Origin of the sequence: Cryptosporangium arvum DSM 44712, assembly GCF_000585375.1 — a bacterium.
Taxonomy (GTDB): Bacteria; Actinomycetota; Actinomycetes; order Mycobacteriales; family Cryptosporangiaceae; genus Cryptosporangium; species Cryptosporangium arvum.
This window is the reverse complement of the sequence record NZ_KK073874.1, coordinates 6,246,075-6,272,780: the sequence shown is the minus strand read 5'-3', so window position 1 is coordinate 6,272,780 and position 26,706 is coordinate 6,246,075. Positions and strand designations below refer to the sequence as shown.

At 72.1% G+C, this 26,706-nt stretch carries 28 protein-coding genes, 1 tRNA gene and 1 pseudogene; 22 read left to right on the top strand and 8 right to left on the bottom strand.

Annotated elements, in window-relative coordinates; all coding sequences use genetic code 11:
- Positions 1-96: 96 nt before the first annotated feature.
- From CRYAR_RS28745 to CRYAR_RS28715, 7 genes are read left to right on the top strand one after another with little or no spacing between them, the layout of a single operon-like run.
- The gene (locus tag CRYAR_RS28745) at positions 97-876 is read left to right on the top strand and encodes a 2-amino-3,7-dideoxy-D-threo-hept-6-ulosonate synthase (protein WP_211247690.1); all 780 of its coding nucleotides are present in this window, start codon (positions 97-99) and stop codon (positions 874-876) included.
- Positions 873-1,910, top strand: a complete 1,038-nt coding sequence (locus tag CRYAR_RS28740; RefSeq protein WP_035856477.1) for a 3-dehydroquinate synthase II family protein — start codon at positions 873-875, stop codon at positions 1,908-1,910. The genes CRYAR_RS28745 and CRYAR_RS28740 overlap by 4 nt, the downstream gene beginning before the upstream one ends.
- Complete coding sequence (locus CRYAR_RS28735; RefSeq protein WP_035856476.1) at positions 1,895-2,632, top strand: amidohydrolase family protein; 738 nt, start codon at positions 1,895-1,897, stop codon at positions 2,630-2,632. The genes CRYAR_RS28740 and CRYAR_RS28735 overlap by 16 nt, the downstream gene beginning before the upstream one ends.
- A complete protein-coding gene (locus CRYAR_RS28730) occupies positions 2,629-3,867 on the top strand; it encodes a phenylacetate--CoA ligase family protein (RefSeq protein ID WP_035856475.1) in 1,239 nt (412 codons plus the stop codon). Before CRYAR_RS28735 ends, CRYAR_RS28730 begins: the two co-directional genes overlap by 4 nt.
- Positions 3,867-4,829, top strand: a complete 963-nt coding sequence (locus CRYAR_RS28725; protein WP_051571070.1) for an FAD-dependent monooxygenase — start codon at positions 3,867-3,869, stop codon at positions 4,827-4,829. Before CRYAR_RS28730 ends, CRYAR_RS28725 begins: the two co-directional genes overlap by 1 nt.
- A complete protein-coding gene (locus CRYAR_RS28720) occupies positions 4,826-5,560 on the top strand; it encodes a 2,3-dihydro-2,3-dihydroxybenzoate dehydrogenase (RefSeq protein WP_035856474.1) in 735 nt (244 codons plus the stop codon). The genes CRYAR_RS28725 and CRYAR_RS28720 overlap by 4 nt, the downstream gene beginning before the upstream one ends.
- An 8-nt stretch (positions 5,561-5,568) precedes the next feature.
- Positions 5,569-6,207, top strand: coding sequence for an isochorismatase family protein (locus CRYAR_RS28715; protein WP_035856473.1), 639 nt, complete (start codon positions 5,569-5,571; stop codon positions 6,205-6,207).
- Here CRYAR_RS28715 and CRYAR_RS49190 read toward each other — a convergent pair.
- On the bottom strand, positions 6,180-7,298 hold the full coding sequence (locus tag CRYAR_RS49190; RefSeq protein ID WP_211247689.1) for a helix-turn-helix transcriptional regulator: 1,119 nt from the start codon (positions 7,296-7,298) through the stop codon (positions 6,180-6,182). The genes CRYAR_RS28715 and CRYAR_RS49190 overlap by 28 nt on opposite strands.
- Positions 7,299-7,993: 695 nt before the next feature.
- On the opposite strand from CRYAR_RS49190, the gene CRYAR_RS49185 reads away from it, so the two are divergent.
- From CRYAR_RS49185 to CRYAR_RS28690, 4 genes are all read left to right on the top strand, one after another.
- Entirely contained in the window at positions 7,994-8,149 is a 156-nt protein-coding gene (locus tag CRYAR_RS49185) for a hypothetical protein (protein WP_211247688.1), read from the top strand.
- 19 nt (positions 8,150-8,168) lie between these two features.
- A complete protein-coding gene (locus CRYAR_RS43790; protein WP_051571068.1) occupies positions 8,169-9,041 on the top strand; it encodes a tetratricopeptide repeat protein in 873 nt (290 codons plus the stop codon).
- Positions 9,034-9,771: a glycoside hydrolase family 16 protein gene (locus CRYAR_RS28695; RefSeq protein WP_035856471.1), complete on the top strand. Its 738-nt coding sequence runs from the start codon at positions 9,034-9,036 to the stop codon at positions 9,769-9,771. Before CRYAR_RS43790 ends, CRYAR_RS28695 begins: the two co-directional genes overlap by 8 nt.
- Before the next feature lie 468 nt (positions 9,772-10,239).
- Entirely contained in the window at positions 10,240-10,545 is a 306-nt protein-coding gene (locus tag CRYAR_RS28690; RefSeq protein WP_157018141.1) for a hypothetical protein, read from the top strand.
- 1 nt (position 10,546) lies between these two features.
- On the opposite strand, the gene CRYAR_RS28685 is transcribed toward CRYAR_RS28690, so the two are convergent.
- Genes CRYAR_RS28685 through CRYAR_RS28675 form a run of 3 tightly spaced genes read right to left on the bottom strand, consistent with a single transcriptional unit; the run spans position 10,547 to position 12,296 of the window.
- Positions 10,547-11,554, bottom strand: coding sequence for a zinc-binding dehydrogenase (locus CRYAR_RS28685; RefSeq protein WP_035856469.1), 1,008 nt, complete (start codon positions 11,552-11,554; stop codon positions 10,547-10,549).
- Positions 11,551-11,886, bottom strand: coding sequence for a hypothetical protein (locus CRYAR_RS28680; RefSeq protein ID WP_035856468.1), 336 nt, complete (start codon positions 11,884-11,886; stop codon positions 11,551-11,553). The genes CRYAR_RS28685 and CRYAR_RS28680 overlap by 4 nt, the downstream gene beginning before the upstream one ends.
- Positions 11,883-12,296, bottom strand: a complete 414-nt coding sequence (locus CRYAR_RS28675; RefSeq protein ID WP_035856467.1) for a MarR family winged helix-turn-helix transcriptional regulator — start codon at positions 12,294-12,296, stop codon at positions 11,883-11,885. The genes CRYAR_RS28680 and CRYAR_RS28675 overlap by 4 nt, the downstream gene beginning before the upstream one ends.
- A 106-nt stretch (positions 12,297-12,402) precedes the next feature.
- Between CRYAR_RS28675 and CRYAR_RS28670 the strand changes: the two genes are divergently transcribed.
- From CRYAR_RS28670 to CRYAR_RS28660, 3 genes are all read left to right on the top strand, one after another.
- Positions 12,403-12,663, top strand: coding sequence for a hypothetical protein (locus tag CRYAR_RS28670; protein ID WP_035856466.1), 261 nt, complete (start codon positions 12,403-12,405; stop codon positions 12,661-12,663).
- 36 nt (positions 12,664-12,699) lie between these two features.
- On the top strand, positions 12,700-13,956 hold the full coding sequence (locus CRYAR_RS28665) for a DUF7224 domain-containing protein (protein WP_035856465.1): 1,257 nt from the start codon (positions 12,700-12,702) through the stop codon (positions 13,954-13,956).
- Positions 13,957-14,029: 73 nt separating this feature from the next.
- Positions 14,030-14,308, top strand: coding sequence for a hypothetical protein (locus CRYAR_RS28660; protein ID WP_035856464.1), 279 nt, complete (start codon positions 14,030-14,032; stop codon positions 14,306-14,308).
- On the opposite strand, the gene CRYAR_RS28655 is transcribed toward CRYAR_RS28660, so the two are convergent.
- Positions 14,305-14,952 carry a PilZ domain-containing protein gene (locus CRYAR_RS28655; RefSeq protein ID WP_035856463.1) on the bottom strand — a complete coding sequence of 216 codons (648 nt, stop codon included), beginning with the start codon at positions 14,950-14,952 and terminating at the stop codon, positions 14,305-14,307. The two genes, CRYAR_RS28660 and CRYAR_RS28655, sit on opposite strands and share 4 nt — an antisense overlap.
- 173 nt (positions 14,953-15,125) lie before the next feature.
- On the opposite strand from CRYAR_RS28655, the gene CRYAR_RS28650 reads away from it, so the two are divergent.
- A tRNA-Pro gene (locus CRYAR_RS28650) sits at positions 15,126-15,199 on the top strand.
- A gap of 113 nt (positions 15,200-15,312) precedes the next feature.
- Positions 15,313-15,708, top strand: coding sequence for a phage integrase N-terminal SAM-like domain-containing protein (locus CRYAR_RS49180; RefSeq protein WP_211248022.1), 396 nt, complete (start codon positions 15,313-15,315; stop codon positions 15,706-15,708).
- A gap of 612 nt (positions 15,709-16,320) precedes the next feature.
- Here CRYAR_RS49180 and CRYAR_RS28640 read toward each other — a convergent pair.
- On the bottom strand, positions 16,321-16,773 hold the full coding sequence (locus CRYAR_RS28640; protein ID WP_035856462.1) for a MarR family winged helix-turn-helix transcriptional regulator: 453 nt from the start codon (positions 16,771-16,773) through the stop codon (positions 16,321-16,323).
- Between the two features lie 106 nt (positions 16,774-16,879).
- On the opposite strand from CRYAR_RS28640, the gene CRYAR_RS28635 reads away from it, so the two are divergent.
- Positions 16,880-17,638, top strand: coding sequence for an SDR family NAD(P)-dependent oxidoreductase (locus tag CRYAR_RS28635; protein WP_035856461.1), 759 nt, complete (start codon positions 16,880-16,882; stop codon positions 17,636-17,638).
- A 1,142-nt stretch (positions 17,639-18,780) separates the two neighbouring features.
- Here CRYAR_RS28635 and CRYAR_RS28630 read toward each other — a convergent pair.
- Positions 18,781-19,341 carry a TetR/AcrR family transcriptional regulator gene (locus CRYAR_RS28630; protein ID WP_211247687.1) on the bottom strand — a complete coding sequence of 187 codons (561 nt, stop codon included), beginning with the start codon at positions 19,339-19,341 and terminating at the stop codon, positions 18,781-18,783.
- 78 nt (positions 19,342-19,419) lie between these two features.
- Here CRYAR_RS28630 and CRYAR_RS50945 point away from each other — a divergent pair.
- Together CRYAR_RS50945 and CRYAR_RS50940 are read left to right on the top strand one after the other, a co-directional pair.
- A pseudogene (locus CRYAR_RS50945) lies at positions 19,420-20,454 on the top strand (MFS transporter); the annotation flags it as partial.
- 126 nt (positions 20,455-20,580) lie between these two features.
- The gene (locus CRYAR_RS50940) at positions 20,581-21,672 is read left to right on the top strand and encodes an alpha/beta fold hydrolase (protein ID WP_051572227.1); all 1,092 of its coding nucleotides are present in this window, start codon (positions 20,581-20,583) and stop codon (positions 21,670-21,672) included.
- Positions 21,673-21,883: 211 nt separating this feature from the next.
- Here CRYAR_RS50940 and CRYAR_RS49175 read toward each other — a convergent pair whose 3' ends face one another.
- Positions 21,884-23,419: a MerR family transcriptional regulator gene (locus CRYAR_RS49175; protein WP_211247686.1), complete on the bottom strand. Its 1,536-nt coding sequence runs from the start codon at positions 23,417-23,419 to the stop codon at positions 21,884-21,886.
- A gap of 247 nt (positions 23,420-23,666) precedes the next feature.
- Here CRYAR_RS49175 and CRYAR_RS28610 point away from each other — a divergent pair, with 247 nt between their 5' ends.
- From CRYAR_RS28610 to CRYAR_RS46085, 3 genes are all read left to right on the top strand, one after another.
- Positions 23,667-25,100 carry an MFS transporter gene (locus CRYAR_RS28610; RefSeq protein WP_051571067.1) on the top strand — a complete coding sequence of 478 codons (1,434 nt, stop codon included), beginning with the start codon at positions 23,667-23,669 and terminating at the stop codon, positions 25,098-25,100.
- Positions 25,067-25,669, top strand: coding sequence for a TetR/AcrR family transcriptional regulator (locus tag CRYAR_RS28605; RefSeq protein ID WP_051571066.1), 603 nt, complete (start codon positions 25,067-25,069; stop codon positions 25,667-25,669). The genes CRYAR_RS28610 and CRYAR_RS28605 overlap by 34 nt, the downstream gene beginning before the upstream one ends.
- Before the next feature lie 62 nt (positions 25,670-25,731).
- Positions 25,732-26,603, top strand: a protein-coding gene (locus tag CRYAR_RS46085) for an IS5 family transposase (protein WP_169744990.1) whose coding sequence is annotated in 2 segments (ribosomal slippage) — positions 25,732-26,118 and positions 26,121-26,603 — 870 coding nt in all. Because the reading frame shifts where the segments join, the coding sequence is not laid out codon by codon here.
- The last annotated feature ends 103 nt before the right edge of the window (positions 26,604-26,706 follow it).

Below are 26,706 nucleotides of genomic sequence, written 5' to 3'. Positions count from 1 at the left end.
TGCCGAATGCGGTGGCCGAGCCGCAACTACTCGATCGAGTAGTGCTACCCGGATCAGTAGTGGGCGCCGCGCGTCGAATTGCCTAGCGTCGGCGGCGTGATCAATTTCGCCCGGAGCGTTCGGCTCCAGCACCTCTACCGCCGCGATTCCGGCCGGTTGCTGATCGTGCCGCTGGACCATCCGATCAGCGTGGGTCCGGCCGCGCACAGTGGACATCTGGATCGGCTGGTCGGCACGATCGCCGACGCCGGTGCGGACGCCGTCGTCCTGCACAAGGGCGCGGTGCGCCGGCTGCGGCCGCACCGGTTCCGCGAGCTGTCGCTGCTGGTGCACCTGTCGGCCAGCACCGGCCTGGCCGGCGATCCGGACGCCAAGTACCTGGTCTGCGGGGTCGAGGAGGCCCTGCGTCTCGGCGCCCACGGGGTGAGCGTCCACGTGAACGTGGGCTCGGCCACCGAGGAGCGCCAGATCGCCGACCTGGCCGCGGTCGCCGACGCCTGCGACCGCTGGGGTCTTCCGTTGCTGGCGATGGTCTACGCCCGCGGCCCGGCGGTGCCCGATCCGCACGCCCCGGACGTCGTCGCGCACGCCGTGACGATCGCGGCCGAGCTCGGCGCGGACCTGGTGAAGACCGCGCTGCCGTCGTCGTCGGGCGAGGTCACCGCGATCACCGCGGCCTGCCCGATCCCGGTGATCGCGGCCGGTGGGGCGTCGGCCGACCCGGAGGAGACGTTCGAGCAGTTGCTGAGCGCGGTGCACGGCGGGGCGGGCGGGGTGGCGGCCGGGCGGTTCGTGTTCACCGCCGACGATCCCGGCGAGCGGGTGCGGCGGCTCTCCGCGCTGGTGCACGGGCGGCCGGCGGCGGTGGCGCGATGACCGGGCTCTGGCTCGACACCCGCGGGCTCGGCGACCTGACCGACGTCGTCCGCGAAGAAGCACTGCACTGCGGTTTCGACGCGATCGTGGCCGACGGGGCGGACGACCTGGCGGCGGTGCCGCCGACGGTGAAACGGGTGCTGGCCCCGAAGGGGCCCGAGCTCCCGGCCGGGACCGGGGTCGCCGACCTCGTCGCGCGGTGTCTCACGGTCGACGACGCCGACAGCCTGGCCGAGGCCTGCGCGAGCGCGCGCCGCGACCCGTGCACGGTGCTGCGGTTCACCGATCCCACGAACATCCCGCTGGAGATCGTGCTGGCCGCGGCGGCCGACGCCGACGGGCTGGTCGTCACCGTGGTGGACGACGTGGACGAGGCGGCGGTGCACGCCGGGGTGCTCGAACACGGTCCGGGGGCGGTGATGCTGGCCGCGGCGCGGCCGGGGGACTGCACCCGGCTGGCCGCGGCGCTGCGGCGCCGCACCCCGGCCCTGCCGCTGGAGACGCTGACCGTGACCGGCGTCGCGCACGCCGGGACGGGCGAGCGGGCCTGCGTCGACACGTGCACCTACCTGGCGCAGGACGAGGGGATCCTGGTCGGGTCGCGAGCCAGGGCGCTGGTGCTGTGCGTGAGCGAGACGCATCCGCTGCCGTACATGCCGACCCGGCCGTTCCGGGTGAACGCCGGCGCGATCATGTCGTACACGCTGGCCGACGACGCCCGGACCCGGTACCTGAGCGAGGTGCGTGCGGGCAGCACCGTGCTCGCGGTGGGCGCCGACGGCCGGACCCGGCCGGTGACGGTGGGGCGGGTGAAGATCGAGACGCGGCCGCTGCTCTCGATCTCCGCGGTGGCCGGGTCGGGTGAACCGGTGAACCTGATCGTGCAGGACGACTGGCACGTGCGGCTGCTGGGGCCGGGGGCGCGGGTGCTGAACTCCACCGCGCTGCGGCCGGGGGACTCGCTGCTGGGCCACCTGCCCGAGCGGGCCCGGCACGTGGGGTACCCGATCGACGAACTGTGTCACGAGCAGTGATCGACTTCCACGCCCGGCTCGACGCAGGGCTGCGCGACGCGATGGGCGCGGCCGGCATCGCCCGCGCCGCGGTCTGCGCGGGTGGCCTCGTCACGCTGGACGAGCTCTCCGAGCGGATCACCGCCGACCGGGCCGAGCCGGGGCCGGCGGCGGACAACACCGCGGTGCTGGCCGCCGCGCGGGGCAGTGGCGGCGCGCTGCTGCCGTTCTTCTTCGCCGACCCGTTCGCCGACGCCGAGGCCTACGCGACGGCGGCGGACCGGTACCGCGGCCTGGAGATCTCCCCGGCGGTCCACGGCTTCCGCTACGACGACCCGCGCGTGCGCGACCTGGTGGCGACGGCCGCGACCCACCGGCACCCCGTCTACACGGTGTGCCTGGGCCGCCCCGGTACCCGGGCGGCGGACCTGGCCGCACTGGCCCGCGCCTTCCCGCGCGTCGACTTCGTGTTCGGCCACTGCGGCTCCACCGGCCTCGACGCGCGCGGCCTCGCGGTCCTCGCGCCGCACCCGAACGTCGCCGCCGAACTCTCCGGCGCGTTCACCGCCGTCGCGCGCCTGGCGCTGGCCCGCCTCGGGCCCGGCCGGGTGCTGTTCGGTACCGAGTACCCGCTCCAGGATCCCCGCGTCGAGCTGGTCAAACTCGCGGCCCTCGACCTCGACCGCCCGACCTACCGCGCGGTCACCGACACCAACGCCCGCCGCTTACTGGGGGAGTCATGACCCTGCCCGCACTCGGGGACTGGTCCTCGTTCGAGGAGCTGGCCCGGCTCCAGCGCCCGCGGCTGGACGCGGTGCTCACGTCCGCGTCGAAGTCGCCGTTCTACGCCGCCCGGGGCGTGCCGCCGACGCTCGCCGACGCGCCGCTCACGACCAAAGCCGACCTCCGCGACGCCTACCCGTTCGGCCTGCTGGCGGTCGAGCGCGCCGCACTGGCGACCTATCACGAGTCCAGCGGCAGCACCGGTTCGCCCACCGCGTCGTACTACACCGACGCCGACTGGGACGACCTCGCGAGCCGCTACGCGCGCAAGCACGTGGGCCTCCGCGCCGACGACACGTTCCTGGTGCGGACGCCGTACGCGCTGATGATCACCGGGCACCTGGCGCACGCGGCCGCCCGCCGCGCCGGCGCGACCGTGGTGCCGGCCGACAACCGGTCGCTGGCGATGCCCTACGCCCGGCTGGTGCGGGTGCTGCACGACCTCGACGTGACGGTCACCTGGTCGCTGGCGACCGAGACGCTGCTCTGGGCGGCGGCCGCGCGGCTGGCCGGGTACTCGCCGGCCCACGATTTCCCCGCGCTGCGTGCGTTGTTCGTCGGCGGTGACCGGCTCGGCCGGGCCCGCCGGGCCCGGATCGAGGAGCTGTGGGGGGTGCCGGTCGTCGAGGAGTACGGCGCGACCGAAGCCGGGAGCCTGGCCGGGGCCTGCCCGGAAGGACGGCTGCACCTGTGGGCCGACCGGGTGGTGTGCGAGGTCCACGACCCGGTCACCGGGGAGATCACCCCGGCCGGGCGGGGTCGGCTCGTCGTCACGCCGCTCTACCGGGAGGCGATGCCGTTGCTGCGCTACGCGATCGAGGACGAGGTCGAGGTGTCCTACCGCGACTGCGCGTGCGGCTGGTGGCTGCCCGACGTCCGGGTGCTCGGTCGTTCCGGCGCACTGACCGAAGCCGAGCTGGACGACCACGTGTTCTCGCTGCCGGCCGAGTACGGCGTGCTGTTCTGGCGCGCGCGGACCGGGGAGCGGCTGGAACTGCAGATCGAGGTCGCCGACCGGTACCGGGCGGCCGCCTGCGCGGACCTGACCGCCGCGATCGGCGACGTCCGGGTGACCGCGGTCCCGCCGGGCGGCCTGGTGCCGGTCGCCCGGCTGACCGCGTGGTCGGACGTGCTGAAACCACGGTCGCTGTTCGGTCCGGGCGAGGACTGGGACACCGCCCTGCGGTACTACTGATGAGGATCGTCGTGGTGGGTGGAGGAATCGCCGGGCTGGCCACGGCCCGCGCGCTCGGCGTGCCGTGCGTCGTGCTGGAGCAGGGCTCCCCGCCGTCCGGGTACGGCCTCCAGCTCGGGCCGGCCGCGGTGCGGCTGCTGGAGCGGTGGGGCGTCGACCTGTCGTTCGCGGTGCGGCCGGCGTTCCGGGAGCTGCGCCGCTGGGACTCCGGCGCGCTGATCGCCCGGACGCCGCTCGAGGCACCGTACGCCGCGATGCGCCGCGCGGATCTGCATCGCGCGCTGGGAGCCGGTGTCCCGGTGCGCCGCGCGCGCTGCGTGGGGGTGTCCGACGCGGTCCACCTGTCGAGTGGCCGCAGCGTCCCGGCCGACCTGGTCGTCGGGGCCGACGGGTTGCGGTCGGTGGTGCGTCGGGCGGTGGCGGCGGACGAGGTACGGACGTCCGGCGTGTTCGCCCGGCGCGTGCTGGTGCGGGCCCCGTGGCCCGATCCGCCGCGGGTCCGCGTCTGGCTGGGGCCCGGTCAGCACTGCGTCAGCTACCCGATCGCGCCCGGCGTGCTCAACGTCGTGGCCGTCGGGTCCTCGTTCGACGCCTGGCACGCCGACGTCCGGGAACTGCTGGCCCGGGGCCGGGCGCCGGTGCGGCACGAGCTGTGCGACCGGGCGCCGCTGCCCCGCCGGGTCGCGGGACGGGTGGCGCTGGTCGGGGACGCCGCCCACCCGATGCTGCCCTACCTGGCCCAGGGCGCGTCCCAGGCGCTGCTCGACGCCGACGCGCTGGCCTCGTGCCTGGCGGCGGCACCGTCGATCGACGCCGCGCTGGCCCGCTACGACGCGGAGCGCACTCCTCGCGCGACCGCCCTGGCCGAGGCGGTGCGGCGTGCGGGCATCGACAACCACCTCCCGGACGGTCCGGAGCAGCGCGCCCGGGACCAGCGGCTGGCCGCCGGGGGTGACCGGTGAGCACCGGGCTGGAGGGCACGGTGGCGCTGGTCACCGGGGCCGCGGGCGGGATCGGGGCGGCGGTGGTGACCGCGTTGACCGCCGAAGGGTGCCGGGTCGTACCGGCCGACCTGCAGGCCCCGGCGGCGGTGACCCTCGACGTCCGGGACCCCGCCGCCGTCGACCGGGCGGTGGACCGGATCGAGGCGCGGGTCGGGGCGATCGACGTGCTGGTGAACGTGGCCGGCGTGCTCGCGACCGGCCCGGCGGTGGACCTGGGCGACGACGAGTGGGCCCGGGTGTTCGACGTCAACGCCGGGGGAGTGTTCCGGGTCAGCCGGGCCGTCGCCCGGCGGATGGTGCCCCGCCGCCGCGGCGCGATCGTCACCGTCGCCTCCAACGCCGCCGGCGTGCCCCGCAGCGGGATGGCGGCCTACGCGGCCTCCAAAGCGGCTGCGGCCCACTTCACGCGCTGCCTCGGGCTCGAGCTCGCCGAGTTCGGGATCCGGTGCAACGTGGTGGCCCCGGGCTCGACCGACACACCGATGCTGCGTGACATGTGGACCGGCCCGGCCGACCGCGAGGCCACGCTGCGCGGCGCGCCGGACCGGCACCGCGTCGGCATTCCGCTCGGACGGCTCGCGGAGGCGTCGGACGTCGCCGACGCGGTGGTCTTTCTCGCCTCCGACCGGGCCCGCCACATCACGATGCACGACCTGTACGTCGACGGCGGAGCCGCGCTCCGCGCCTAGGAGGTCCCGTGCCGATCCCGGCGATCGATCCGTACCCGATGCCGACCGCGGCCGAGCTGAGCGCCGGCCCGGCCGGCTGGCGGCCCGACCCGGCGCGAGCGGTGCTGCTCGTGCACGACATGCAGGGCTACTTCCTCGGGTTCCTCCCACCCGGCCGCTCGCCGACGGTCGAGCTGCTGGCGAACGTCCGGCGGCTCAAGGACGCCGCGGCCGCCCGCGGGATACCGGTCGTGCACAGCGCCCAGCCCGGCCGCATGTCCCGCACCGACCGCGGGCTGCTGCACGACGTGTGGGGCGCAGGCATGGCCGACGACGCCGGGGACCGCGCGATCGAGCCGACCGTGGCGCCCGCGCCGGGCGACGCGGTGCTGATCAAGCACCGCTACAGTGCGTTCCACCGGACGACGCTCGCGGCCGACCTGGCCGCCGCCGGGCGTGACCAGCTGATCGTCTGCGGCGTGTTCGCCCACATCGGTTGCCTGCTCACCGCGGCCGACGCCTACGCGTACGACGTCCAGCCGTTCCTCGTGGCCGACGCCGTCGCCGACTTCAGCGCCGAGGAACACCGATGGGCGCTGTGGTACGCCGCCCGCCGCTGCGCGGTGACGCCGACCACCGATCAGGTGCTGAGCGCGCTGGCGGCGTAGGTGTGGGCGAGTTCGGTCCGCGAGGCGACGCCGAGCTTCCGGAAGACCTGGCGCAGGTGGAAGTTCACGGTGTGCGGGGACCGCTCGATCCGCCGCGCGATCTGCTGATTCGTCAGCCCGCAGCCCGCGAGCGCCGCGACCCGCCGCTCGGGTTCGCTCAGTCCGTCCCAGCCTCGACCCGTCGCCGGGTCGGCCCGGCGAGCCGGTGCGCGTTCGTCCCGGAGGGCGCGGCGCACCGGGCGGGGCAGCGACTCCTCGGCCGCCGCCCGCACCAGTTCGTGCCGGAACCGCAGCGCGTCCTCGACGCCCACCACCAGCCCCGACGTGATCGCCTCGTGCACGGCAGGCACCAGCGACGCGGCGCTGCGGTGCAGCCGACCGGCCAGCTCGCGCACGTCGAACCGCACTCCGAGGGTCGACGCCACCTGCACCAGGTGCCGTGCCGTCGGCGACAGACCCGCGAGCGTCGCGTCGAGCCGTGCGCGGGTCCTGGCGGGCAGCCGGGCCGGGGCGGGCAGCCCCAGCAGAGCTTCCTCGCGGAGGCCGGTCACCAGGTCCTCGAGCGCCTGCGGGTTGCCGCCGGCCACCTCCGCGAGCGAACGCAACTCGGCGTCCGGAACCGCGCCGACGAGCGTCCCGAGCAACGCGCTCACCGCCGGCCCCGACAGCGGCCCGAGCACCAGCCGGTGCGGGTCGGCGAGCTCGGGCCCGCTCGCCCCGGTGCGTCGCGTCAGCACCACCAGGAGCGGGACCGTACGCGCGATCGCCTCCAGCTCGGGCCAGACCCGCGGGTGGATCCACTGCGGATGCTCACAGGTGAGCAGCCGCGGCCCGGTCCCCACCCCCGGTCCGGACGGCCCGTCGCCGCGTCCGGACGCGACGATCCGCCACATGCCGCTGCCGTCGATCCAGTCGGTCTCCCGCGCGGTCGACGCCCCACGCCGCCGCGCGATCCGGACGAACTCCTGCAGCAGCCGTGTCTTGCCGGCGCCCGGCGCGCCCTCCACGACCGCCAGCGTCAGCCGACCGGCCGCCGTGCGCTCCAGCAGCGACCGGAGCGCCCCCAGCTCCCGGTCCCGTCCGATCAGCACCGTCTCCGCACACCGTTCCCCCAGCACGGGATCCCCCTCCGTTTCCCCACGTGTTCCCCCGGGACAGTGTGCGTCGGCCGGTGCCCCTGAACGGCGGTCGGGCTCGGGTGGACAGCGGCGGCGAAGCGTCTTACCATGCTCGGCTCCGTGGAGATCGGGTACAGCGATGCGGAACTCGTCGCTCTCCTCGACGACGCTCCGGCTCGACGGCGTCCGGGTGTTCGCCAAACGGATCCCGTTGACCGACCGGGAGCGGGCGCGCCCCGGCGACACCGGGAACCTGTTCGGCCTCCCGACGTTCTGCCAGTACGGCATCGGCAGCCCCGGGTTCGGTGCGTGGCGCGAGCTGGCGGCGAACCAGGTCGTCACCGACGCGGTCCGCACCGGCCGGACCCGCGCCTTCCCGGTGCTCCACGGCTGGCGGGTCCTGCCGGGCCGCGCGCCGGTGGCGCCGGAGTTCGCGGACGTGGACGCGGCGGTGGCCCGCCTCGGCGGCTCGCCGGCCGCGCGCACTCGTCTGGAGGCCCTCGCGGACGCCTCGTGGAGCCTCGTCCTGTTCTTCGAGCACCTCCCGATGGCGTTGTCCGAATGGCTCCGCGAGGACCCGGTCGGGAAGGCGGAGGTCGTCGAGCGGCAGTTGATCGAAACCGCGGCGTTCCTGCGCGACCGCGAACTGCTCCATCTGGACGGTCACCGTGCGGCGGTGCGCGGCCGGGCACCTTCCCGGCGACCTGCCTCCGGTCGTCGCCTCGATCCTCGCCCGGCGCGCGCCCGCCGCCGCGACGATGAACGCGTTCTACTGGCAGCTCTTCGGCGGCGACGTACACGCGTCCTACCCCGGCCTCGAGTAGCCGACGGCATACTTGGCGCATGTTTCGCTGGCGGCGTCGGAGTCCGGACGAGCTGTACCGGGAGGGGCGGCGGCTCGATCTGCTCGGGCACGAGCTGCCGTCGGTGTCGCTGTTCGAGCAGGCCGCCGTGGCCGGTCACGGCCCCGCCTGCAACGAGCTCGGCAAGCAGCGGATCCGCGCCGGGAAGACCATCGAAGGCCTCCAGTGGCTGCGTCGGGCCGCCGACGCCGGCGTGCCCGAGGCGGCGCTGAACCTCGCCGCCGTGCACACCAGGCGGGGGCAGCTCGCGAAGGCGACCGAGCTCCGGGCGCGGGCCGAGCCCGGGCTGCGCGCGGCCGCCGAGGCCGGTGACCTGACCGCGGCGCTCGCGCTGCGCCGCCTGTACCGCGACCGGGGCGACACCGAGCAGGCCGACGCGGTCGTCACCGCGGCCGAGGCCCGCGCCGACGCGTCCGCCACCCCGGACGCCTGGTGCGGGCTCGGTGCCCTGCTCGACGACGCCGGTCGTCCCGGCGACGCCCGGCCGTGGTGGCGGCGGGCCGCCGAGGCCGGGCACGCCGAGTCGATGTACCTGCTCGGCCTGCTCCTCCACGACGAGCGCGACCCGGAGGGCCTCCACTGGCTGGAGCAGGCGGCCCGGCACGACAACGCGTACGCGATGGGGTCGCTGGCCCAGCTCGCGCTGGCCGCGGGCGACGAGCGGGCCGGCGAGAGGTGGCTGCGCCGAGCGGCCCGCGCCGGGTTCTCGGGCGCGATGAACAACCTCGCGGTGCTCCACTCGGAGCGCGGCGAACGCGCCGAGGCCGAACGCTGGTACCAGCGGGCGGTCGACGCCGGAGACCCGCAGGCCGAGCACCACCTGCGGACTCTCCGGGAGGCCTCCGGTGTCTGACGAGTTCGACGGCACCACGCTCGACACCGGCACCTGGCTGCCGCACTACCTGCCGGCCTGGAGCTCCCGAGCGGCCACCCGCGCCACGTACGAGGTGCGTGACTCGTGTCTGCGGCTGTCCGTGCCGCCGGAGCAGGCAGTGTGGTGCGACGGCGACCACGAGCCCCCGCTCCGGGTGTCCGCGGTGCAGTCGGGCAACTTCTCCGGACCGGCCGGGAGCACCGTCGGCCAGCAGCCCTACCGCCCCGGGCTCCGCGTCCGCGAGGCGCAGCCGCTGTTCCGGGGAAGTTTGCCGCACCACGGCTACCTGGAGATGCGGGCCCGGATGGTGCTCACCCCCCGCTCGATGGCGGCGTGGTGGATGGTGGGTTTCGAGGACGACCCCGCGCACTGCGCCGAGATCTGCGTCGCCGAGGTGTTCGGCAAGGCGGTCGAGCCCGGCGTCTCGGCCGAGGTCGGCATGGGGCTGCACGCGTTCCGCGACCCGCACACCCGCGAGGACTTCGCCGCCCCCCGCCTCCCGATCGACGTCTCCGAGTTCCACACCTACGCCGTCGACTGGACCCCCACCCGAGCGACGTTCCTCGTCGACGGCGAGCCCGTCCGGGAGTGCCCGGACCCGCCCGACTACCCGATGCAGCACATGATCGCGGTCTTCGACTTCCCCGGCTGGCCCTCCGACGACCCCACCACCCCGGAACTGGTGGTCGACCACCTGCGCGAGGGATGACCCAGCGCGACCACGAGGGGCCTCAACTCGGACCCTCGGCCGCCGATGACGCCGGAGATCGCATCCCCCTCCCGATCGGACGTCGAGCACCGGTCCAGCCCGGGTGCGGAGCGTTGGGATCCGGCCTGGGTGAGCTGGGGAGCGTCGAAGCGGACCCGTGGCCTGAGCGGCGCAGGTACGGCCCACCGAATGAGTAGGAAGAAGTCCGTGCGGACCCTGTGCGGGCTGGAGGTTCCGAGCGCCGCTGCCCTGGACGATCACCATCCGTTCGGAATGTCCAGCTGCGGCAACTGTGCGGCCGCGTTGGGCCGGGCGAGGCGAAGCGCCATCCACGACGGTCGCGACCTCATCGACGAGCCTGCGGTCGCAGCGAACGGGAGTTGTCCGGTGCCCTGGACGCCCGATTGGGCGGTCTGGAATCCCTCCTGGCGCAGTGGGACCTCACGCGGGGCGAGCACGGCGCACCGAGTGAGTATCGAGATTCCCACGCAGACCATGTGTGGCTTCACCATTCCGACGTCGGCGACCGGCGGCGCGTTACCGCCCGACGATGTGACGGTGTGCCGCGACTGCGCGCGTGCCTTCGGTCGGACGCGGCAGCGCGTGGGCCGGACACCCCGGCGTCTCTCCACACCTCCCACCGACCGCGTCGCTCGCGGGAGCCGTCCGCGGGAGCTGGCCGACCTGACGCCGAACTACGACCCTGATCTGGAGAGCGAGGTCTCCGTACGGGCCTACCGCGGCGGCCTGCCCGGTCTGGGCAGGCGCAACTGAGTCACGGTCGGAGCACCGTGATGCCGGGCGTGGCGGCGGCGGCCACCTCGGCCAGGGCGGACGGCCCGGCGGTCAGCGGGAGCTCCCTCGTCACCAGGCGGTCGAGCGGGAGCCCCAGCCGGAACAGCCGTGGGTAGTCGTGGGCGGCCATGCCGTGGCTGCCCAGCACCTGGAGCTCGTACGCGATCACCCGCTCCATCGGCACGACCGCGCGCCCGGCGACCGGCGGCAACAAACCCACCTGCACGTGCCGTCCGCGCCGGCGAAGGCACCGGATCGAGGCCTCGCACGCCGCCGGGTGGCCCACCGCGTCCAGCGACACGTGGGCGCCGCCGCCGGTCAGCTCGAGGATCTCGTCGGCCGACGAGGGATCCAGCACGTGCGCGGCGCCGAACGACGACGCGAGCTGCCGGGCGTCCGCGGAGGGATCAGTGGCGACCACCCGGGCACCCGCGGCCACCGCGATCGCGACGGCCGACAGGCCGACGCCACCGCAGCCGTGCACGGCGACGAACTCGCCGGCGCGCACCCGCGCGACGTCGGTGACCGCGCGGAACGCGGTCGCGACCCGGCAGCCGAGTGCGGCCGCGTGCACCGGGGAACCGGTGACACGCACCAGGTTGACGTCGGCGTGGTCCAGCGCGACGAACTCCGCGAACGAGCCCCACCCGGTGAAGCCCGGCTGGGTCTGCTCGCGGCACACCTGCTGGTTGCCGGTGGCGCACTCCTCGCAGGAGCCGCACGCGGTGACGAACGGCGTCGTGACCACGTCGCCGACTCGCCAGCGCCGCACCGAAGCGCCGACCGCGACCACCGTGCCGGCCAGTTCGTGCCCCGGTACGTGCGGGAGCGTGATGTCGTCGTCGTGCCCCTGCCAGCCGTGCCAGTCGCTGCGGCACACCCCGGTCGCGTCGACCGCGACGACGACGCCGTGCGGCGCGGGCGACGGGTCGGGCACGTCGGCGACGGAGAGCGGGCCACCGAACCGTGAGAACAGGACGGCCTTCACGGCAGCGGCGCCTTGTCCGGCGCGACCCAGCGGTCGCGGCCCGTGGCCAGCGCTTCCGGCGAGTAGTAGCGGAGCAGCAGATCCTGGTCGAGCAGCGCGGGGTGGCCGCGCAGGAACGTGTCGAAGTCGGAGCCGACCAGCTCCACCCAGGCCCGGGTGACGGTCGCGTGGTACCTCGCCCCGCCGACGCGCCGGATCCCGTCGCTGATCAGCTCGGTGGCCCCGGGCACGCCGTACCTGCGGACGGCCAGCCAGGTCAGGTGCAGGTGTTCGCGATGGCCGAAGCGCTCGGCGTCGGTCATCACGTCGTCCAGCAGGGCGTCGAAACTCATCGGGAAACCTCCGTGAGTGCGTCGAGTCCGGCCCGCAGGCCGGCGAGTTCGTCGGGTGGCAGCGCACCGAGCGCGCGTTGTTCGAGGTCGCGGATCGCGTCGGTGACGACAGCGGCCGTGGCCCGCCCGGAAGGGGTGAGTTCGATCAGCACGACGCGGCGGTCACCGGGGCGGACCCCGCGGGTGATGTGGCCGCGCCGTTCCAGACGGTCGAGGACGCTGGTCAGGGTGGTGGGGCGGGAGCCGACGTCGGCGCCGAGCTCCGAGACCGTGCGCGGGCGCCCGTCGGCGAGGTTCGCGAGTGCGTTGATCTCGGAGGCGGTCAGGTCCAGATCGACGAGTTCGGCCGCGAGGACCTGGAGGGTGGCGTGGGTGGCGCGCTGCAGCGCGAGGAGCGGCGACCAAGTCACGAGATCGGACTATACGATTTCGTAGTTTCACTGTCGAGGGGGTTCGGTGTCGAGCGGGGTCCGGCGGGGAATGCCCCAGCCGTCAGTACCGGGCGAAGGAGGGGCCGTGAACACGCCGAACCAGGAGATTCTCTACGCGATCCGCGAGGAGATCTCCGAGCACCAGCTGAGCATGAACGCCGGCGGGCTCGACGCCGGCATCGGCGGCGCGCTCATCGACACCAGCCGCGCGCAGTGGCAGCAGGACCCCGACCAGGTCGTCAGCCTGACCGCGGCCCAGCTCGCCGCGGCCATCGCGACCGCCAAGCACCAGGGCATGGAAGTGGCCTACGAGGCGGCGCAACGCGCGGGTGCGGTGGCCAGCTAACCTCGGTCCTCCGCCGACCGGGGAGGGCACAACTACATGTCGGGCACGCGCGTCGCCGACGGACCGGCGCCGGTCCGGAGCGCGCAGCTCAGGGTGCTCGCCGTGGTCCTGCCGGTCTATGTGGTGTTCCTGGTGGTCTACGTCCTCGCGCCGGAGGACTCGGACTACGCGGTCTCGCTCACCGCGGAGACCGCGAAGCCGGTGTACCTCTCGGTCCTGATCGGGATCGCGGCCGCGCTGCGCGGGTCGGCGCTCTCCAGCGGCGGGGCGGCCGTCCGGCGGCCGGTCACGGCCCTGCTCGGCGCGATCTGGCCGCTGCTCGCGTTCGCGGTCGTCGCCCAGCTGGCGGCCGTCGGCGGCGTCGCGCTGTACCACGGGGCCGGGATCGCGGTGGGCCTGCTCGCGGTGAGTGTCGTCGCGCTGATCGCGCAGGTCGTGCTCGCGGCCTGGCTCGGCCTGATTCTGTCGGGGGGTCCCGCTACCTTCGCGCTCGTGGGTATCTGGGTGGTGTGGCTGCTGCTCCCGGGCTGGCTCGGCCTCCCGGTGGTCACCCAGCTCAACGGGCAGTTCGCCGGCTGCTGCGCCGGCGACGAGACCTGGTACCGCCCGGCCGCGGTGGCCTCCGCCGTCGTCGCGGTCGGCCTGCTCGCCGGCGTGCTGGCCGCCGTCCACCAGGCCGCGCACACCGCCCGGTCGGTCGCGCTCGCGGTCACGGTTCCCGTCGTGGTCGCCTCCGTCACCGCACTGCTTCTTCCCGACGCGACGCGCAGCGCGACCGCCCGCCCCCGCCCCGACGACACGCGATGTTTCGACGGCGACGTGCGCATCTGCCTGCGCCCCGAGCACGTGGACGCGTTGGCCGAGGTCGGGGTCGCGGTGTCCGAACTGGAGCGGGGCTGGGCGCCCTACGGGGTGCGGATGCCCGGCACGATCAGCGAAGCCGGCGGGCCGGGCCGGGTGCGCTTCCAGTGGGGCCCGGAGCACGACGCGGACCTGGTGCGGTACACGCTCGCGCTGAACCTGGTCCCGACGCCGGACGGGTGTTACCGGGAGCCGCTGCCGCCGGAGCACGACCGGCCGCTCGTCGCCGCCGTCGACCACGTCACCGCCTGGTTGCTGTTCACCAGCGGCACGCCCCGGTGGTCGGCCGACGAATCGGTCGAGCCGGTCCTGACCGACCGGGCGAACCTGGACGAGGTGTTCGACGTGCTCGACCGGCCCGACCCCGACCAGGCCGCCTGGTACGCGAAGGAACTGGCGACGATCGAGTCCTGTGGTGGCCGGGACGGATGAGCCGCCGGGAAGGGCGCGCGGATCGGCGTCGCCATGCCTGATCCTGGTAACGGGCGGCAGAAGGAGACGGACAGTGAGCGAGCCGGCGAACAACACCGCGTGGCGGGACAGGTTCGGCGACATCTGGGTGCGCAGCGACGAAGCGGCCAAGCAGCGGTCGGAGACGCTGGGCACCCTCGAGGACTTCCACTGGTGGTCGTTGTGCGAGGGCCCGGCCTGGGACGACCAGTTGCGAGGCAGCGTCGGGGTGGCCTCGCCCTGGTCGTCGGTGGAGATGCACGGGCCGCTGGAGGCGGCCGACAGCGGTCTGGTGCAGCGGGTGATCGACGCGCTCAACCGCGAGATCGGCTAGGGCAGCCCCGGTCCGTCGAACGGCGGGAGATCGGACGCGTCGCGCGCGAGCTGGGCCAGGTGGAGCCAGTCGCTGGGGGAGAGGTACTCGAACTCGCCGCGCAGCCGGTCGGAACGCACGTCGACCACCCGCAGCGTGGCGGCCACCGGGTGCGAGCTGAACGGGTCGATCTCCAGGAACACGTCGCGGACGCCGGCCGGGAGCCGCAGCGCGTCGGACTCCACCGTGAGCCGGGCCGAGAGGCCGCCGGGCGAGATGTCGAGCGTCGTGCCGTTGAACCGCACCGGCCGCTGCGGACCGGGCGCACCGGCGCCGGCGAGCGCGGGCAGCGAGACCGTGGTGCCACGGATCGGGACGACGAGCGGCATGCGGTGCGCGTCCCGGCGCTGCCACGCGGGCGGGATCTTCGACATCTTGAGCGTGACCGTGCCTTCGTCCACGTCGAGCGCGGCGATCGTCCGCATGACGCCGAACGGGGTCGGGATGCTGATCATCCCGCGCTGCGGCGGGGCGTCCGAGCCCATCACCAGCACCGAGATCTGCTCCTGGTCGCCGACCTCGGCCGCAGCCAGCGTCAATAACTCGACGGCCTGAGCAGGGCCGGTGAGGATCAGCTGGGTGCCGGCGGGCAGGGGGATGGTCATCGAAAGCTCCTCGTGGGGGTCGTGTTCCCCACTCTCCGGCCAGTTCGCGCCCTCAGCCACGATTTGGGTGAGTTCGCAACTAAATTGCACCTGGGGTGGCAACCGGGGTGAGAACCTCCGCGCGACCGTGCGGTAGGGTTATCCCGTCAGCGCGCCAGCGGCGCGACGACATTCGGGCTGTAGCGCAGCTTGGTAGCGCACTTGACTGGGGGTCAAGGGGTCGCAGGTTCAAATCCTGTCAGCCCGACAACGGCAAGGGTTTCCGCAGGTCAGATGACCTGAGGGAACCCTTTTTCGTGTTCAGGAACGTTCGTCGAGGTCGAGCACGCCGCTGCTGGACTCCTTTACTGGGATCGGTCGCTGCGGACCGCCAACCACCCGGAGACGACCCGCTACAACTACCTGCTGGCCGCCGCGCGGCTCGCGCGGTATCTGGAGGAGCAGTCGCCGGATCCGGACGCCGACGAGGCGGCGGTGAACCCCGCTGCGGTGACGCGGGCGCACGTCGAGGCCTTCCAGGCGTGGATGGTCGAGACCCGCTCGGCAGGGACGGCGTTGAACAAGCGCAAGTGCCTCAAGCAGTTCTTCGGCTGGCTGCAACTGGACGAGGAAGTGATCGACCGGTCGCCGATGCGCCGGATTCGGGAGCCGCGGACGCCGGTGAAGCTGGTGGCGGTGCTCGGGGACGAGACACCGCGAAGCTGTTGGCGGCTTGCCGCGGGAAGAGCTTCCTCGCGGTGCGGGACACGGCGCTGATCCGGCTCTACCGGTCGACGGGGACGCGGTTGTCGGAGATAGGCAACGACTCGGTGCATCTGCACGGGAAGGCGCGAAGGACCGGCGGGTGCGGTTCGGGCCGAAGACCGGCAGGCATTGAGCCGGTATCTGCGGGCGTGAGCCACGCATCCCGGGTCGCAGTCGCCGGAACTGTGGCTGGCGCGGGACGGTCGGGCGTTGCGGCCCAACGGGATCAAGATCCGGCTGCGGCGCCTCGGCGAGACCGCCGGGGTGGCGCACGTGCACGCGCACCGATGGCGGCACGGCTTCGCGCACGAGTGGAAGCTCGCCGGCGGCGACACCGGGGATTTGATGGTGCTGCTCGGCGGGGCGTCGGCGGGCATGCCGCGCCACTACGGAGCGCGCCCAGCGGACGCAGGCCCGTCTCGGTATCGGCGAAGCGTTCTGGCCGCGCGTCGGCCGTCGTCGGGCCGCCCTGGCTCGACGGCGGCCTTCACCGTCCGAGAAGAGCGCATGGCCCGTGTCGGCTTGGCCGTTGGGGACTGAGGGTTCGGAATCCCGCGTGGACGTGACTACGTCGTCACGATGTTGAAAGGTTGACTGCGGGCATGTACCGGGGCCTCTCGCCCGTCAGCCGGCGGCGCGGGCCGAGGCCAAGGCCCGGTGCAAGGAACAGACGGTACGCGGCAGGTCGGTGCGCTCCTGCTCGGTCAGCGCACCGCTCAGAGCGGCCTCCATCGTGCCCCACATTTCGGTGAGCCCGGGTCGCAGGGCGCGTCCGGCGTCGGTGAGCGAGACGACCATCGCCCGCCGGTCGTGGTCGGCGGGGCTGCGGGTGACCAGCCCGGCCTCTTCCATACGGCGGATGCTGCGCGAGATCGTGGAGTGGTCGGAGCCGAGGGAGGCCTGCAGGTCGGACTGGGTCTGGCCATCGGCGTCGTACAGGCGCATGAGGATGAGCTCCTGGCCCGGATAGAGGCCGAGCCGGAGGAGCAACTCGGTGCCATAGCCGAACATGGTCCGGCACATCGCGAACAGCCCGAAGCTCAGCGGCGCGTGCTCGACCAGGGTCGGTGGGTTCATCGGCCGGCCTCCTCAGTGATGTCTGCCATCTTGCAGGACGCGCCCGACCCGGCATATATGTGTCTAGACAAATTTTGTCTGGCCACATAATTTTTCGGAGGCACCGATGTTGGAGAACAAGGTCGCGCTCATCACCGGCGGTAGCCGCGGAATCGGCCGGGCGATCGCCGAACGGTTCGCCCGCGACGGCGCGATCGTCGGCATCGTCTGGTCCCGCAACGAGGCGGCCGCCCGGGACACCGTCGAGCGGATCGTCCGGGACGGTGGCCGGGCGTTCGCCCTGCACACCGACTTGGGTACCCCGGGCGACGCGGGCCACCTGTGGGCGGCGTTCGACGAGGCGGCCGGAGACCTGGCGCCCGGCGGCGGGCTCGACATCCTCGTCCACAACGCCGCCAAGGGCAGCTTCACCCGGCTGGAAGGGCTCGCCGAGGACGAATTCGACCGGGTGTTCGCGACGAGCGTGAAAGCGCCGTTCTTCGTCACCAAGCTCGCGCTGCCGCGCTTGCGCGACGGCGGCCGGATCATCAACATCTCCAGCATCGCGGCCACGGTCGCCAGCCCGGAGCTGATCGCCTACGCCGCGGCCAAGGGTGCCCTGGACGCATTCACGCACACCCTCGCCCAGCAGCTCGGACCCCGGAGGATTACCGTCAACGCGGTGTCGCCCGGCGTCACGCTTACCGACAACAACGCCCACCTGCTTACCAATGAGCCGGCCGCCGCACAGGCCACGGCCCGCGTCGCCCTCGGACGCCTCGGCGAGCCGGAGGACATCGCCGACATCGTCGCATTCCTCGCCTCCGACCAGGGCCGCTGGATCACCGGCCAGGTCATCGATGCCTCCGGCGGCACTCAACTCTGAACCTCCGGCGGCGATCGGCGAGCGCGGCGCCTTCGGCCTCGCGCTCAAAGCCGGAGGCCGGGCCTGCCCGCTCGTCCCGCCGACCCGGGCATCCGGTTTCGGTCGGCACGCTCAGAAGTTCGCAAGACTGCTACCCGGCAGGGTTAATCAGCTTCGCGCACGAGTTCAGCTCGACGGCGGCGATACGGGCGACCTGATAGTGCTGCTCGGATATGCCGCGGCACTACGGGGCGAGCGCGTCGGCCGAACGCGCCCAACAGCGACTGGGTATCGGCGAGCAAGTCTGAGCGGTCAGGCTGATGCGGTCGCTGGGCGACACACCGTTGCCCAGCGGCCGCGTTGGTCTAATTTAAACGAGTTCGCGGTGAGCAGGAGCCACTCAGCTGGACGCATCCGGTGCGGTGCTGAAGACCAGCAGAGCGGTATGGATCGGGCGTTGCTCGCGGAGAGTCCTTTCGTGATGAATGACGGCGCGTCGAGCGGCCGGCGTCGCCAAGCGCACCGCGAGGGCGAGTACCTGCCTTGGTGCCTCGTAGCGTTTGATTCGCTCGTCCCGCTCGCACGGCCGTGGGGTTGCGGCTGGCCCTGAGCCTGAGCCACGAGGGTTCTGCCGCTGACGGAGTACGGACTCCTCGTTTTCGAATCGATGACTTCGCTGAGTCTGACGCCCTGACAGCTGGTCCGACGTCGACGCTGAACCGGTCGACCGGCGAGTGGCTGTCGGAGATCGGCAAACACGGGCGCTGTCCCGGTACTTGCGGGCCCGGGCGAGGCAGCCGAGGGCTCAGCTTCCGGCATTGTCGTTGGCCGAGCCGAGCCGAGCGGAGCCGAGCCGAGCGGAAGGCGCTGCGGCCCAACGGCATCACGCAGCACATGAGCGAGCCCCACCGCGCGCGACACGAACCACGAGTCGCGGGCCGAGCCCTTCTGGGTCGGATGGGTCGTCGTTGAGTCGCCGACGGCGATGGGTACGCCCGGCCGCACTCTTCGGGTCGCACTCCGAAGGCGGAGTGCGCATCGGGGGAGTGGCTCCCGCGCCGTCACCTTGCTGCAGCCGGAGCTCCGCGGCGGCTTCTGCCGGCCCGGTCCTGGACACAGCGCCCGCCGTGGGCGGATCCGAGCTCAGGCCACTCGGCGTTGGTTCAGGCCATCGACAGGACGTCGCGGACCAGCCGTCGCGCGTACTGCTCGTCCGCGGGCAGGGCGAAGACGACGTGGTGGTACAGCGGCGCGATGACGTGGTCGAGGATCTGCGGGACCGTCGGCGTCTGCTCGCCACGCTCGTGGGCCCGGCGGACCATCTCCGCCGCCTGTTCACCCCGCTTCTCGGTGACCGCGCAGTGCACCACGAGGTCGACGCGGGCGGCGACCATCGCACGCATGTAGCGGACCCGTTCGGGGCGGGTGACGTCGCGCGCGATGACGCTCGCCCACGCCGTCAGGTCCTGCTCGAACGACCCGGTGTCGGGCAGCGCGTCGCCGTCCCGGGTGAGGGCGGCGACCGCGACCTCCTCGAGCAGCGCGTTGACGTCCGGCCAGCGGCGGTACAGCGTCGTCGGGTTGATCCCGGCCCGCTCGGCGATCACCGGGAAGCTGATCCGGTCGGCTCCCGTCCCGACCAGCTCGCCGACCGCGGTGTAGATCGCGGTGAGCACCCGGTCACTTCGTCCGCCGGGGCGACGTGCGGCTCCTCGGTCAGACACCCCACGATCATACGTGAGCACGTTTGACCGGCCCGAACGACGGTTAAAGCAAAGATTATTGCTTTTGACGGAGGTCGCGTGCTCACTCGTCCAGTCTCCTACGTCGTCGCCGGGGCCGCCGGTGCCGCGACGCTGACGGCGGCCTCGGCGCCGTCCCCGCTCTACCCCGTCTACCAGCAGCTCTGGGGCTTCTCGGCCTTCACGTTGACGTTCATCTTCGCCGTGTACGTCTTCGCGCTGCTCGCCGCGCTGCTGACCGTCGGATCGCTCTCCGACCGGATCGGACGCCGGCCGGTCGCCTCCGGAGCCCTGGTGCTCCTCGCGCTGGGCATGCTGCTCTTCGCGATCGCCGGAGGCACCGGTGACCTGACCCTCGCGCGCATCGTGCAGGGATTCGCGGTCGGCGCCGCCACGGGCACCACCACGGCGATGATCACGGACTCCGCACCGAACCCGCGATCCGCTTCGATCGTCAGCAGCTCGGTCCCCGCGCTGGGCATCGCGATCGGGGCGGTCCTCGCCGGTGCGCTGGTGGAGTTCGCGCCGCTGCCGCGCCAACTCGTCTTCTGGATCCTCGGCATCGTCTATCTGGTGCTGGCCGCGCTCGTCTGGCTGACTCCCGAGCGGGCCCGTTCCGATGTGGCACCGCGCGAATCGATCTGGCGGTCGCTGCGACCCAGCGCCGGACTGCCGCTCGAGACGCGGCCGGTGTTCCTGTCCCTGCTGCCGTCCATCGCGGCGACATGGGCGCTCGCCGGACTGTATCTGTCCCTAGGGTCGTCGGTGCTCGGCACCGTGCTCGGCGTACGCAGTCATTTTGTCGTCGGCATCGTGCTCGGGGCGTTCTTCGCCGCCGGGATCGCGGGCACGCTGGCATCGACGGTGACGCCGCCCCGGCTGCGGGAGGGGTTCGGCTACGGGACTCTCGCCGTCGGCGTCCTGATCACGGTCGTCGCCATGCTGACCGGTACGTTGACGCTCTACGTGGTCGGCTCGGTGTTCGCGGGATGCGGCTTCGGTGCGTCGTTCCGGTTCGCCCTGGGAGCGCTGAGCGTGGCCGCGCCGGAGGCCCGGCGCGGCCAGGTGTTCGCGACCATGTACATCGCCAGTTACCTCGCCTTCAGTGTGCCGGCGCTCGCGGCCGGTCTCGCCGTCGAGCGGTTCGGTCTCCAGCCCACCGCCGTCGCGTACGGGGCCTTGGAAATCGTCCTGGTCGTCCTGGCCGCCGTCGCCGGAATCATGCACGGCCGTCGGGCCGGTGGCTCCGAGCCTCGGCCGGCTCGGGCCCCGTCGTTGAGTTTCCGCACCTTCCGCACGGCTCGTCAGGCGACGCACTACGTCGAGTCCGGCCCGGCCGACGGACCGCTGATGATCTTCTTGCACGGCTGGCCGGCCATCGGGTTGATGTGGCGCGCCCAGCTGGAGGCGTTCGCCGCCGACGGCTGGCACTGCGTCGCCCCCGACCTCCGCGGCTTCGGTGCGTCCGCCGCCCCGGCGGCCAACGAGGACTACGCCATCAGGGAGGTCGTGGCCGACCTGGGGGAGCTGCACGACCAGCTCGGGGGAGGACCGGCGGTCTGGGTCGGGCACGACTGGGGCTCCATCGTGGCCGGCGCGGTTGCCGCCCATGCGCCCGAGCGCTGCCGCGGCGTCGTACTGACCTCGTGGGCGTACTTCCCGGACTCGAACAGCCTGGCCACGCTCGTGCCGCTGGTCGATCGGACGATCTATCCAGCCGACCGCTACCCGGACGGCCAGTGGGACTACTACCGCCACTACACCACCCACTTCGACGCCGCGGTCGCGGACCTCGATGCGGACCCGGCCGCCACTCTGGCGTCGATCTATCGGCCGGGTGACCCCGACGCGCTCGGCCAGGTCGCACCGACCGCGACGGTCACCCGGGACGGTGGCCGCTTCGGCGGCGAGCACCACGCCCCGCCGACCGCGGCCGACCCGGCTCTCTGGCCCGCCGAGGACTTCGACGTGCTGGTCCGGGCGTTCAAGGCGCAGGGCTTCGGCCCGTCCTGCGCGTGGTACACCAACGACGCCGCCAACATCGCCTATGCCCGCGAGGCGCCCGACGGTGGCCGCCTGACCCTGCCGGTGCTGTTCGTCAACGGCGACTGGGACGCGATCTGCACCGTGACGGGCAATCACCAGGGTGACCCGATGCGCTCGGCCTGCGCGGACCTGACCGAGACGAGTCTGCCTGCCGGGCACTGGTTGCCGCTGGAGCGCAAGGAGGAACTGGTCCAGACCGTGCGAACCTGGCTCCGGGGTAAGGATCTGCAGTTCGTCGCGGGCGAACGGCCGGATCGGGGTAGGTGACCTCGCCCTTCACCAGGGAAACGTACGCTTCCGCGAATTCCCGGACCTTGCCGAGAGAGGCGAGATCCAGCTGGAGGGTTGAGACACCAGCGGGCACGTCACGCCCAACGCCACGGGCCCCGACCAGGATCGACGGCACCGGTCATCACCACGAGGCGTGGACTGTCGCTGTTGGAGGGATCGCTCTCGATGCCGTGCCCGTGGGGCAACGTCAAGAGCGGCTTTCGACCTGGCCGGCGATGATGACTTTCATGCGGTGCAGGACGTCGAGCTGGGCGGGGTTGTACAGCTCGGTGATTGCTTGGCCGATGATCGCCCAGTGACGCGGCCCGCGGCCCGCTTTGCCGTCCTCGGCCACGGCCATCAGGTCCGGGTGCCGCTGTTGGTGCTGGTGAACCTCGGGCGCGTACCGTTCGGCCAGAAGTTGCCGGGTCTTCTCGTCGGCGTCGGCGGGCAGCGAGTCGAACTCGCGCGCGCAGGCGGTGCGCGGGTGCGACATCAGCGCCTTCAGCTCCTGCATGACCCAGGGTTCGAAGACTCGTGAGCCGAGCATGGCGATCGTTCGATCGCTGCCCGTAAGGTCATCGGCGACTCCGCCGAATCCGGGCGGCAGCTCGGTCAGGTGCTGCTGCTTCCGGATCTCCGCCAACTCGGCGCGGGTGCGCTCCTTGCGTTCGATGTCAGCGGCCGTCGCGGAGTCGAGCGCGCTGAACAACTGCTCCGCGTCCTCAACCCGATGCTGCGTGGCCGCGATGTCGGACAGCCTCATGCCGAGATCAGTGAGCCGGCGGATCTCCAGGAGCCGGACGAGGTGGGGCAGCCGGTACTGCTTGTAGCCGTTGGCCAGCCGCTCCGGCTCCGCCAGCAGACCGATCGCGTGGTAGTGCCTCACCGTTTTCACGGTGAGGCCGGCGATCTCGGCCAGTTCTCGTGTGCTCCAGCCGCGCCTCGTGCGCGTCGGCCGATCACGCCCCCGTGGGGCACCGTCACGAGTTGCGTCAGGCGCTGTGCCCGTCCCGGGCGGGTGAAGGGCGGCGTACATGCGCTTGATGACGTCGATCTGGGCCGTGTTGTGCAGCTCGAGGATTCCCTCGATCACCACGGACCACGGGCCCATGTCGAGGCCGGTCGCGGCCCGTTCCGCCACGTCCTTCAGCCGAGGGTGGCTGTGGACAGTGCGGATGACCTCGGGCGCGTACCGCTCCGCGAGACTCTGCCGTGTCTGCTCGTTCGCATCGCCGGGCAGGGTGTCGAACTCTGTCGCCGTATCACTTCGCGGCGTGGACATCAGCTCGCGCAGGGTTTCGACGACCGACGGGTCCAGCAGCCGGACGGCGACAAGCACGAACGCGTGGGTGGCCCGCGACCGGCTACCGACGTGACCGTCGAAACCGGACGGTAGGCCGGCCAGGCTGACGTCACCCATGATCAGCGCCAGTTCTGCCCGGACCCGTTGCTGGTGTTCGATGCTCGCCGCCAGCTCGGCGTCCAAGGCGCGGAAGGTCTGTTCGGCGCCCTCGCCCGAGCCCTCGATGACCGTGATCTCCGGCAGTGACACTCCGAGTTCTACGAGGCGGCGAATCCGCAGCAACCGGATCAAGTGCGTGGTCTCGTACTGTCTGTACCCGTTGTCGGCCCGGTGCGGCTCGGGCAGCAGCCCGGTCCGGTGGTAGTGACGGACGGTCTTCACCGTGGTGCCGGCCACCTCGGCCAGCTCGCGAGTGCTCCACCTGATCTTCATCCGCATCCGGCCCTCAGCCGATCGGTGAAGTTGCCGCGTCGGCCCGAGGCGCCGGCCAGGGGTGCGAAGCGTGATGCGCCCAGCTTCACCCTTGCTGCGATTGGCGATGGAATTCCGGATCTCTTTCTCGTCGGAGGGGTCCTGGTCGGTGAAGGTACCCGCGACAGCGTCAAAACGGAAGCGGACGTCCGTTTCCGATTCATGTACAGTCGACGGCGCACACCGAACGCGCCGTTGGAAGCTCGAGGTCCCCGTGGACTCCCAGACCCGCCGTATCCCGCTCAACGCGACCTTCGCCGTCCTGGCGTCGTCGGTCGTCGCTTTCACCTTGATGCAGTCCTTGCTGACGCCCGTCCTCGCGACGATGGTGACGGTCCTGCACACCAGTCAGGCCACCGTCACCTGGGTTCTGACCGCCTACCTGCTGGCGGCCTCGATCTGCACGCCGATCATGGGCCGGATCGGCGACCTGCTGGGCCGGCGAGGTGTTCTGGTCTTCGTCCTTCTGGCCCTGTCCGTGGGGTCCCTGCTGGCGGCGGTGGCCACGAACATGACGGTGATGATCATCGCCCGGGTCGTCCAAGGCCTCGGCGGTGGCGCTCTCCCGCTGTCCTTCGGCATCGTCCGTGACGAGTTCCCAAGGGAAAAGGTCGCCGGTGCCGTTGGGTTGATCGCCTCGTTGAGCGCGGTCGGAGGGGGTCTCGGCATCGTCCTGGCCGGTCCCATCGTCGACCACCTGGGCTACCGCTGGCTGTTCTGGTTGCCCATGATCGTGACGCTGGTGGCCGCCGTAGCCGCGCGCTTCCTGGTGCCGCCCTCACCGGAACGTCGCGGCGGAACGGTGAGCTGGCTGCCCGCGGTCCTGCTCTCCGCTTGGCTGGTGTGTCTGCTGCTGGCGATGAACCATGCACCCGCCGAGGGCTGGGGCTCACCGGTTGTCATCGGCTTGCTGGCCGGGGCGCTCGTGGCAGGCGGACTATGGATCCGGGCCGAGCAGCGGGCCGCGACACCTCTGATCGATCTGCGGATGTTGCGCTTGACCACCATCTGGACCAGCAACCTGATAGCTCTGCTCACCGGCGCCACGATGTACGCGGTCTTCGCCTTTCTTCCGCAGTTCGTCCAGACCTCTCCGTCCGCCGGCTACGGCTTCGGCGCCAGCATCGCCGAGTCCGGTCTGCTGCTCCTGCCTTCGTCGATCACCATGTTCGTGTCCGGCGTGTTCGCCGGACGCCTCGCGTCGATCATCAGTGCCAGGCGAGTCGTGGTCCTCGGGTGTCTCATCGGTGGCGCTGCCATGGCCCTGCTCGCCGTCGCACACGAGCACACGTGGGAGATCTATCTGTCCTCGGCCCTCATCGGAGTCGGGCTCGGACTCGTCTTCGCGGCGATGTCGGGTCTCGTCGTCGCGGCCGTTCCACCGTCGCAGACCGGCGTCGCCAGCGGCATGAACGCCAACATCCGGACGATCGGCGGCTCGGTCGGCGCGGCGCTGATGGCAAGCGTCGTGACGTCACAGCTGATGCCGAACGGCTTGCCGGAAAGGTCCGGATATATAGTCGGCTTCGCCGCGATGGCATTCGTCTTCGTGCTGGCCGCCGTGGCCGCGCTTCTGATACCGGAAACCCCCAGCGTGCCGCGAAAGGAGCCCTCGTGCGCCGAGACGCGGCCCGCAACCAGGAGCTGATCCTGAGGAGCGCCCATGAGGTGTTCTCCGAGCTGGGAACCGACGTGGGCCTGGACGTTGTCGCCAGCCGCGCGGGCGTCGGTGTCGGCACCGTCTACCGGCATTTCCCGAACAAGGAACTCCTGCTCAGCCAATTGGTGAATTCGATGTACGAGGGTCTCGTCGCAGCTGCACAGGAGGCTCTCGCGCGAGGGGACGGGACCGGTCTGGAGGAATTTCTCCGCCTGCTCAGCAGGTCTTTGATCGACCACCTCGGCTATTCCGACCGCTTCATCAGCGATCTGGGCCCGGGCGTGGGCGAGCAACTCGACAGCCTGTTCGACCAACTTCTGACCCAGGCGAAGACGCATCGCACGATCAACGACAGCGCCACCAAGGGCGACCTCCAGATCCTGATCTGGGGAGTACGCGGTGTCGTCGCCGTGAGCGGTTCCGTTGCCCCCGAGGCCTGGGAGCGTTTTCTCGACATCCATCTCGCGGGACTGCGCGCCGCTCCGTTCCCCAGCGTTCGTCCAGGCACGGACGCCGGACAGATCAAGCGGATGCTGGACGCGCGCGACAAGAAGTGATGCAGAGAGTGGAGCGGCGGCCTAGGGCGTGTTTGAAAAGCGCTTCGTTCGTTGGGTGATGCGTGGCTCGTGGTGATCTGACGAATGCGGAGTGGGAAGTCTTGTCGGCGGTGTTGCCGTCGGCTAAGCCGGGTGGTCGGCCGCCGCGTTCGCGGCGGCAGGTCATTGATGGGATCCGGTGGCGGGTGAGGACCGGGGCGCCGTGGCGGGACCTGCCCGAACGGTATGGGCCGTGGGAGACCGCGTATGCGCTGTTCCGGGACTGGCAGCGGGACGGGACCTGGGCGCGCATCGTGTCCGATCTGCAGTCCCGCGCCCAGGCCCGGGGGCTGATCACCTGGGACGTGTCCGTCGACTCCACCGTGGTCCGGGCTCACCAGCACGCCGCGGGCGCCCGTAAAAGGGGGTCGATCAGAAACAACCGCCGGGAGGGTGCACCGCAGAGCCCAACGACCATGGTCTGGGACGGTCACGCGGCGGGTTGAGCACCAAGATCCATCTCGCGGCCGAGGGCGGACAGCGTCCGCTGTCGCTGCTGGTCACCGCCGGGCAGGCCGGAGACGCGCCGCAGTTCCAGCCGGTGATCGACGCGATCGGTGTCCCCGGTCGAGTCGGCAGGCCCAGGACACGGCCGGCGCGGGTCCTAGCCGATAAGGCCTACGGATCCCGCGCCAACCGCGTCTACCTGCGCCGACGCGGAATCCGCGCCACCATCCCCGAACCAGCCGACCGGTTGGCCCACCGCCGACGTCGCGGCAGCGCCGGCGGCCGCCCACCGACGTTCAACGCCGAGACCTACAAGCAGCGCCACGCGGTCGAGTGCGGGATCAACCGCCTCAAGCGCTACCGGGCGGTCGCGACTCGCTACGACAAACTCGCCGTCCGCTTTCTCACGACGCTGCACATCGCCGCGATCAACGAATGGCTACGGTGACCAGCTTTTCAAACAGGCCCTAGGGGCTGTGACCAGTGTCGGCTGGAGCCCCGATGCGACCGGGCCTGGCTGTCATCGCCAACGATCACCGCGGCTGCACCCG

Bases quoted from the DNA above. Each gene is read 5' to 3' on its own strand.
- CRYAR_RS28665 (WP_035856465.1), top strand. From the start codon at position 12,700: ATGTCGGGCACGCGCGTCGCCGACGGACCGGCGCCGGTCCGGAGCGCG.
- CRYAR_RS50940 (WP_051572227.1), top strand. From the start codon at position 20,581: ATGCACGGCCGTCGGGCCGGTGGCTCCGAGCCTCGGCCGGCTCGGGCC.
- CRYAR_RS28740 (WP_035856477.1), top strand. From the start codon at position 873: ATGACCGGGCTCTGGCTCGACACCCGCGGGCTCGGCGACCTGACCGAC.
- CRYAR_RS28730 (WP_035856475.1), top strand. From the start codon at position 2,629: ATGACCCTGCCCGCACTCGGGGACTGGTCCTCGTTCGAGGAGCTGGCC.
- CRYAR_RS28725 (WP_051571070.1), top strand. From the start codon at position 3,867: ATGAGGATCGTCGTGGTGGGTGGAGGAATCGCCGGGCTGGCCACGGCC.
- CRYAR_RS43790 (WP_051571068.1), top strand. From the start codon at position 8,169: ATGTTTCGCTGGCGGCGTCGGAGTCCGGACGAGCTGTACCGGGAGGGG.
- CRYAR_RS28640 (WP_035856462.1), bottom strand. From the start codon at position 16,773: ATGAACCCACCGACCCTGGTCGAGCACGCGCCGCTGAGCTTCGGGCTG.
- CRYAR_RS28655 (WP_035856463.1), bottom strand. From the start codon at position 14,952: ATGACCATCCCCCTGCCCGCCGGCACCCAGCTGATCCTCACCGGCCCT.
- CRYAR_RS28635 (WP_035856461.1), top strand. From the start codon at position 16,880: ATGTTGGAGAACAAGGTCGCGCTCATCACCGGCGGTAGCCGCGGAATC.
- CRYAR_RS49175 (WP_211247686.1), bottom strand. From the start codon at position 23,419: ATGCGGATGAAGATCAGGTGGAGCACTCGCGAGCTGGCCGAGGTGGCC.
- CRYAR_RS28680 (WP_035856468.1), bottom strand. From the start codon at position 11,886: ATGAGTTTCGACGCCCTGCTGGACGACGTGATGACCGACGCCGAGCGC.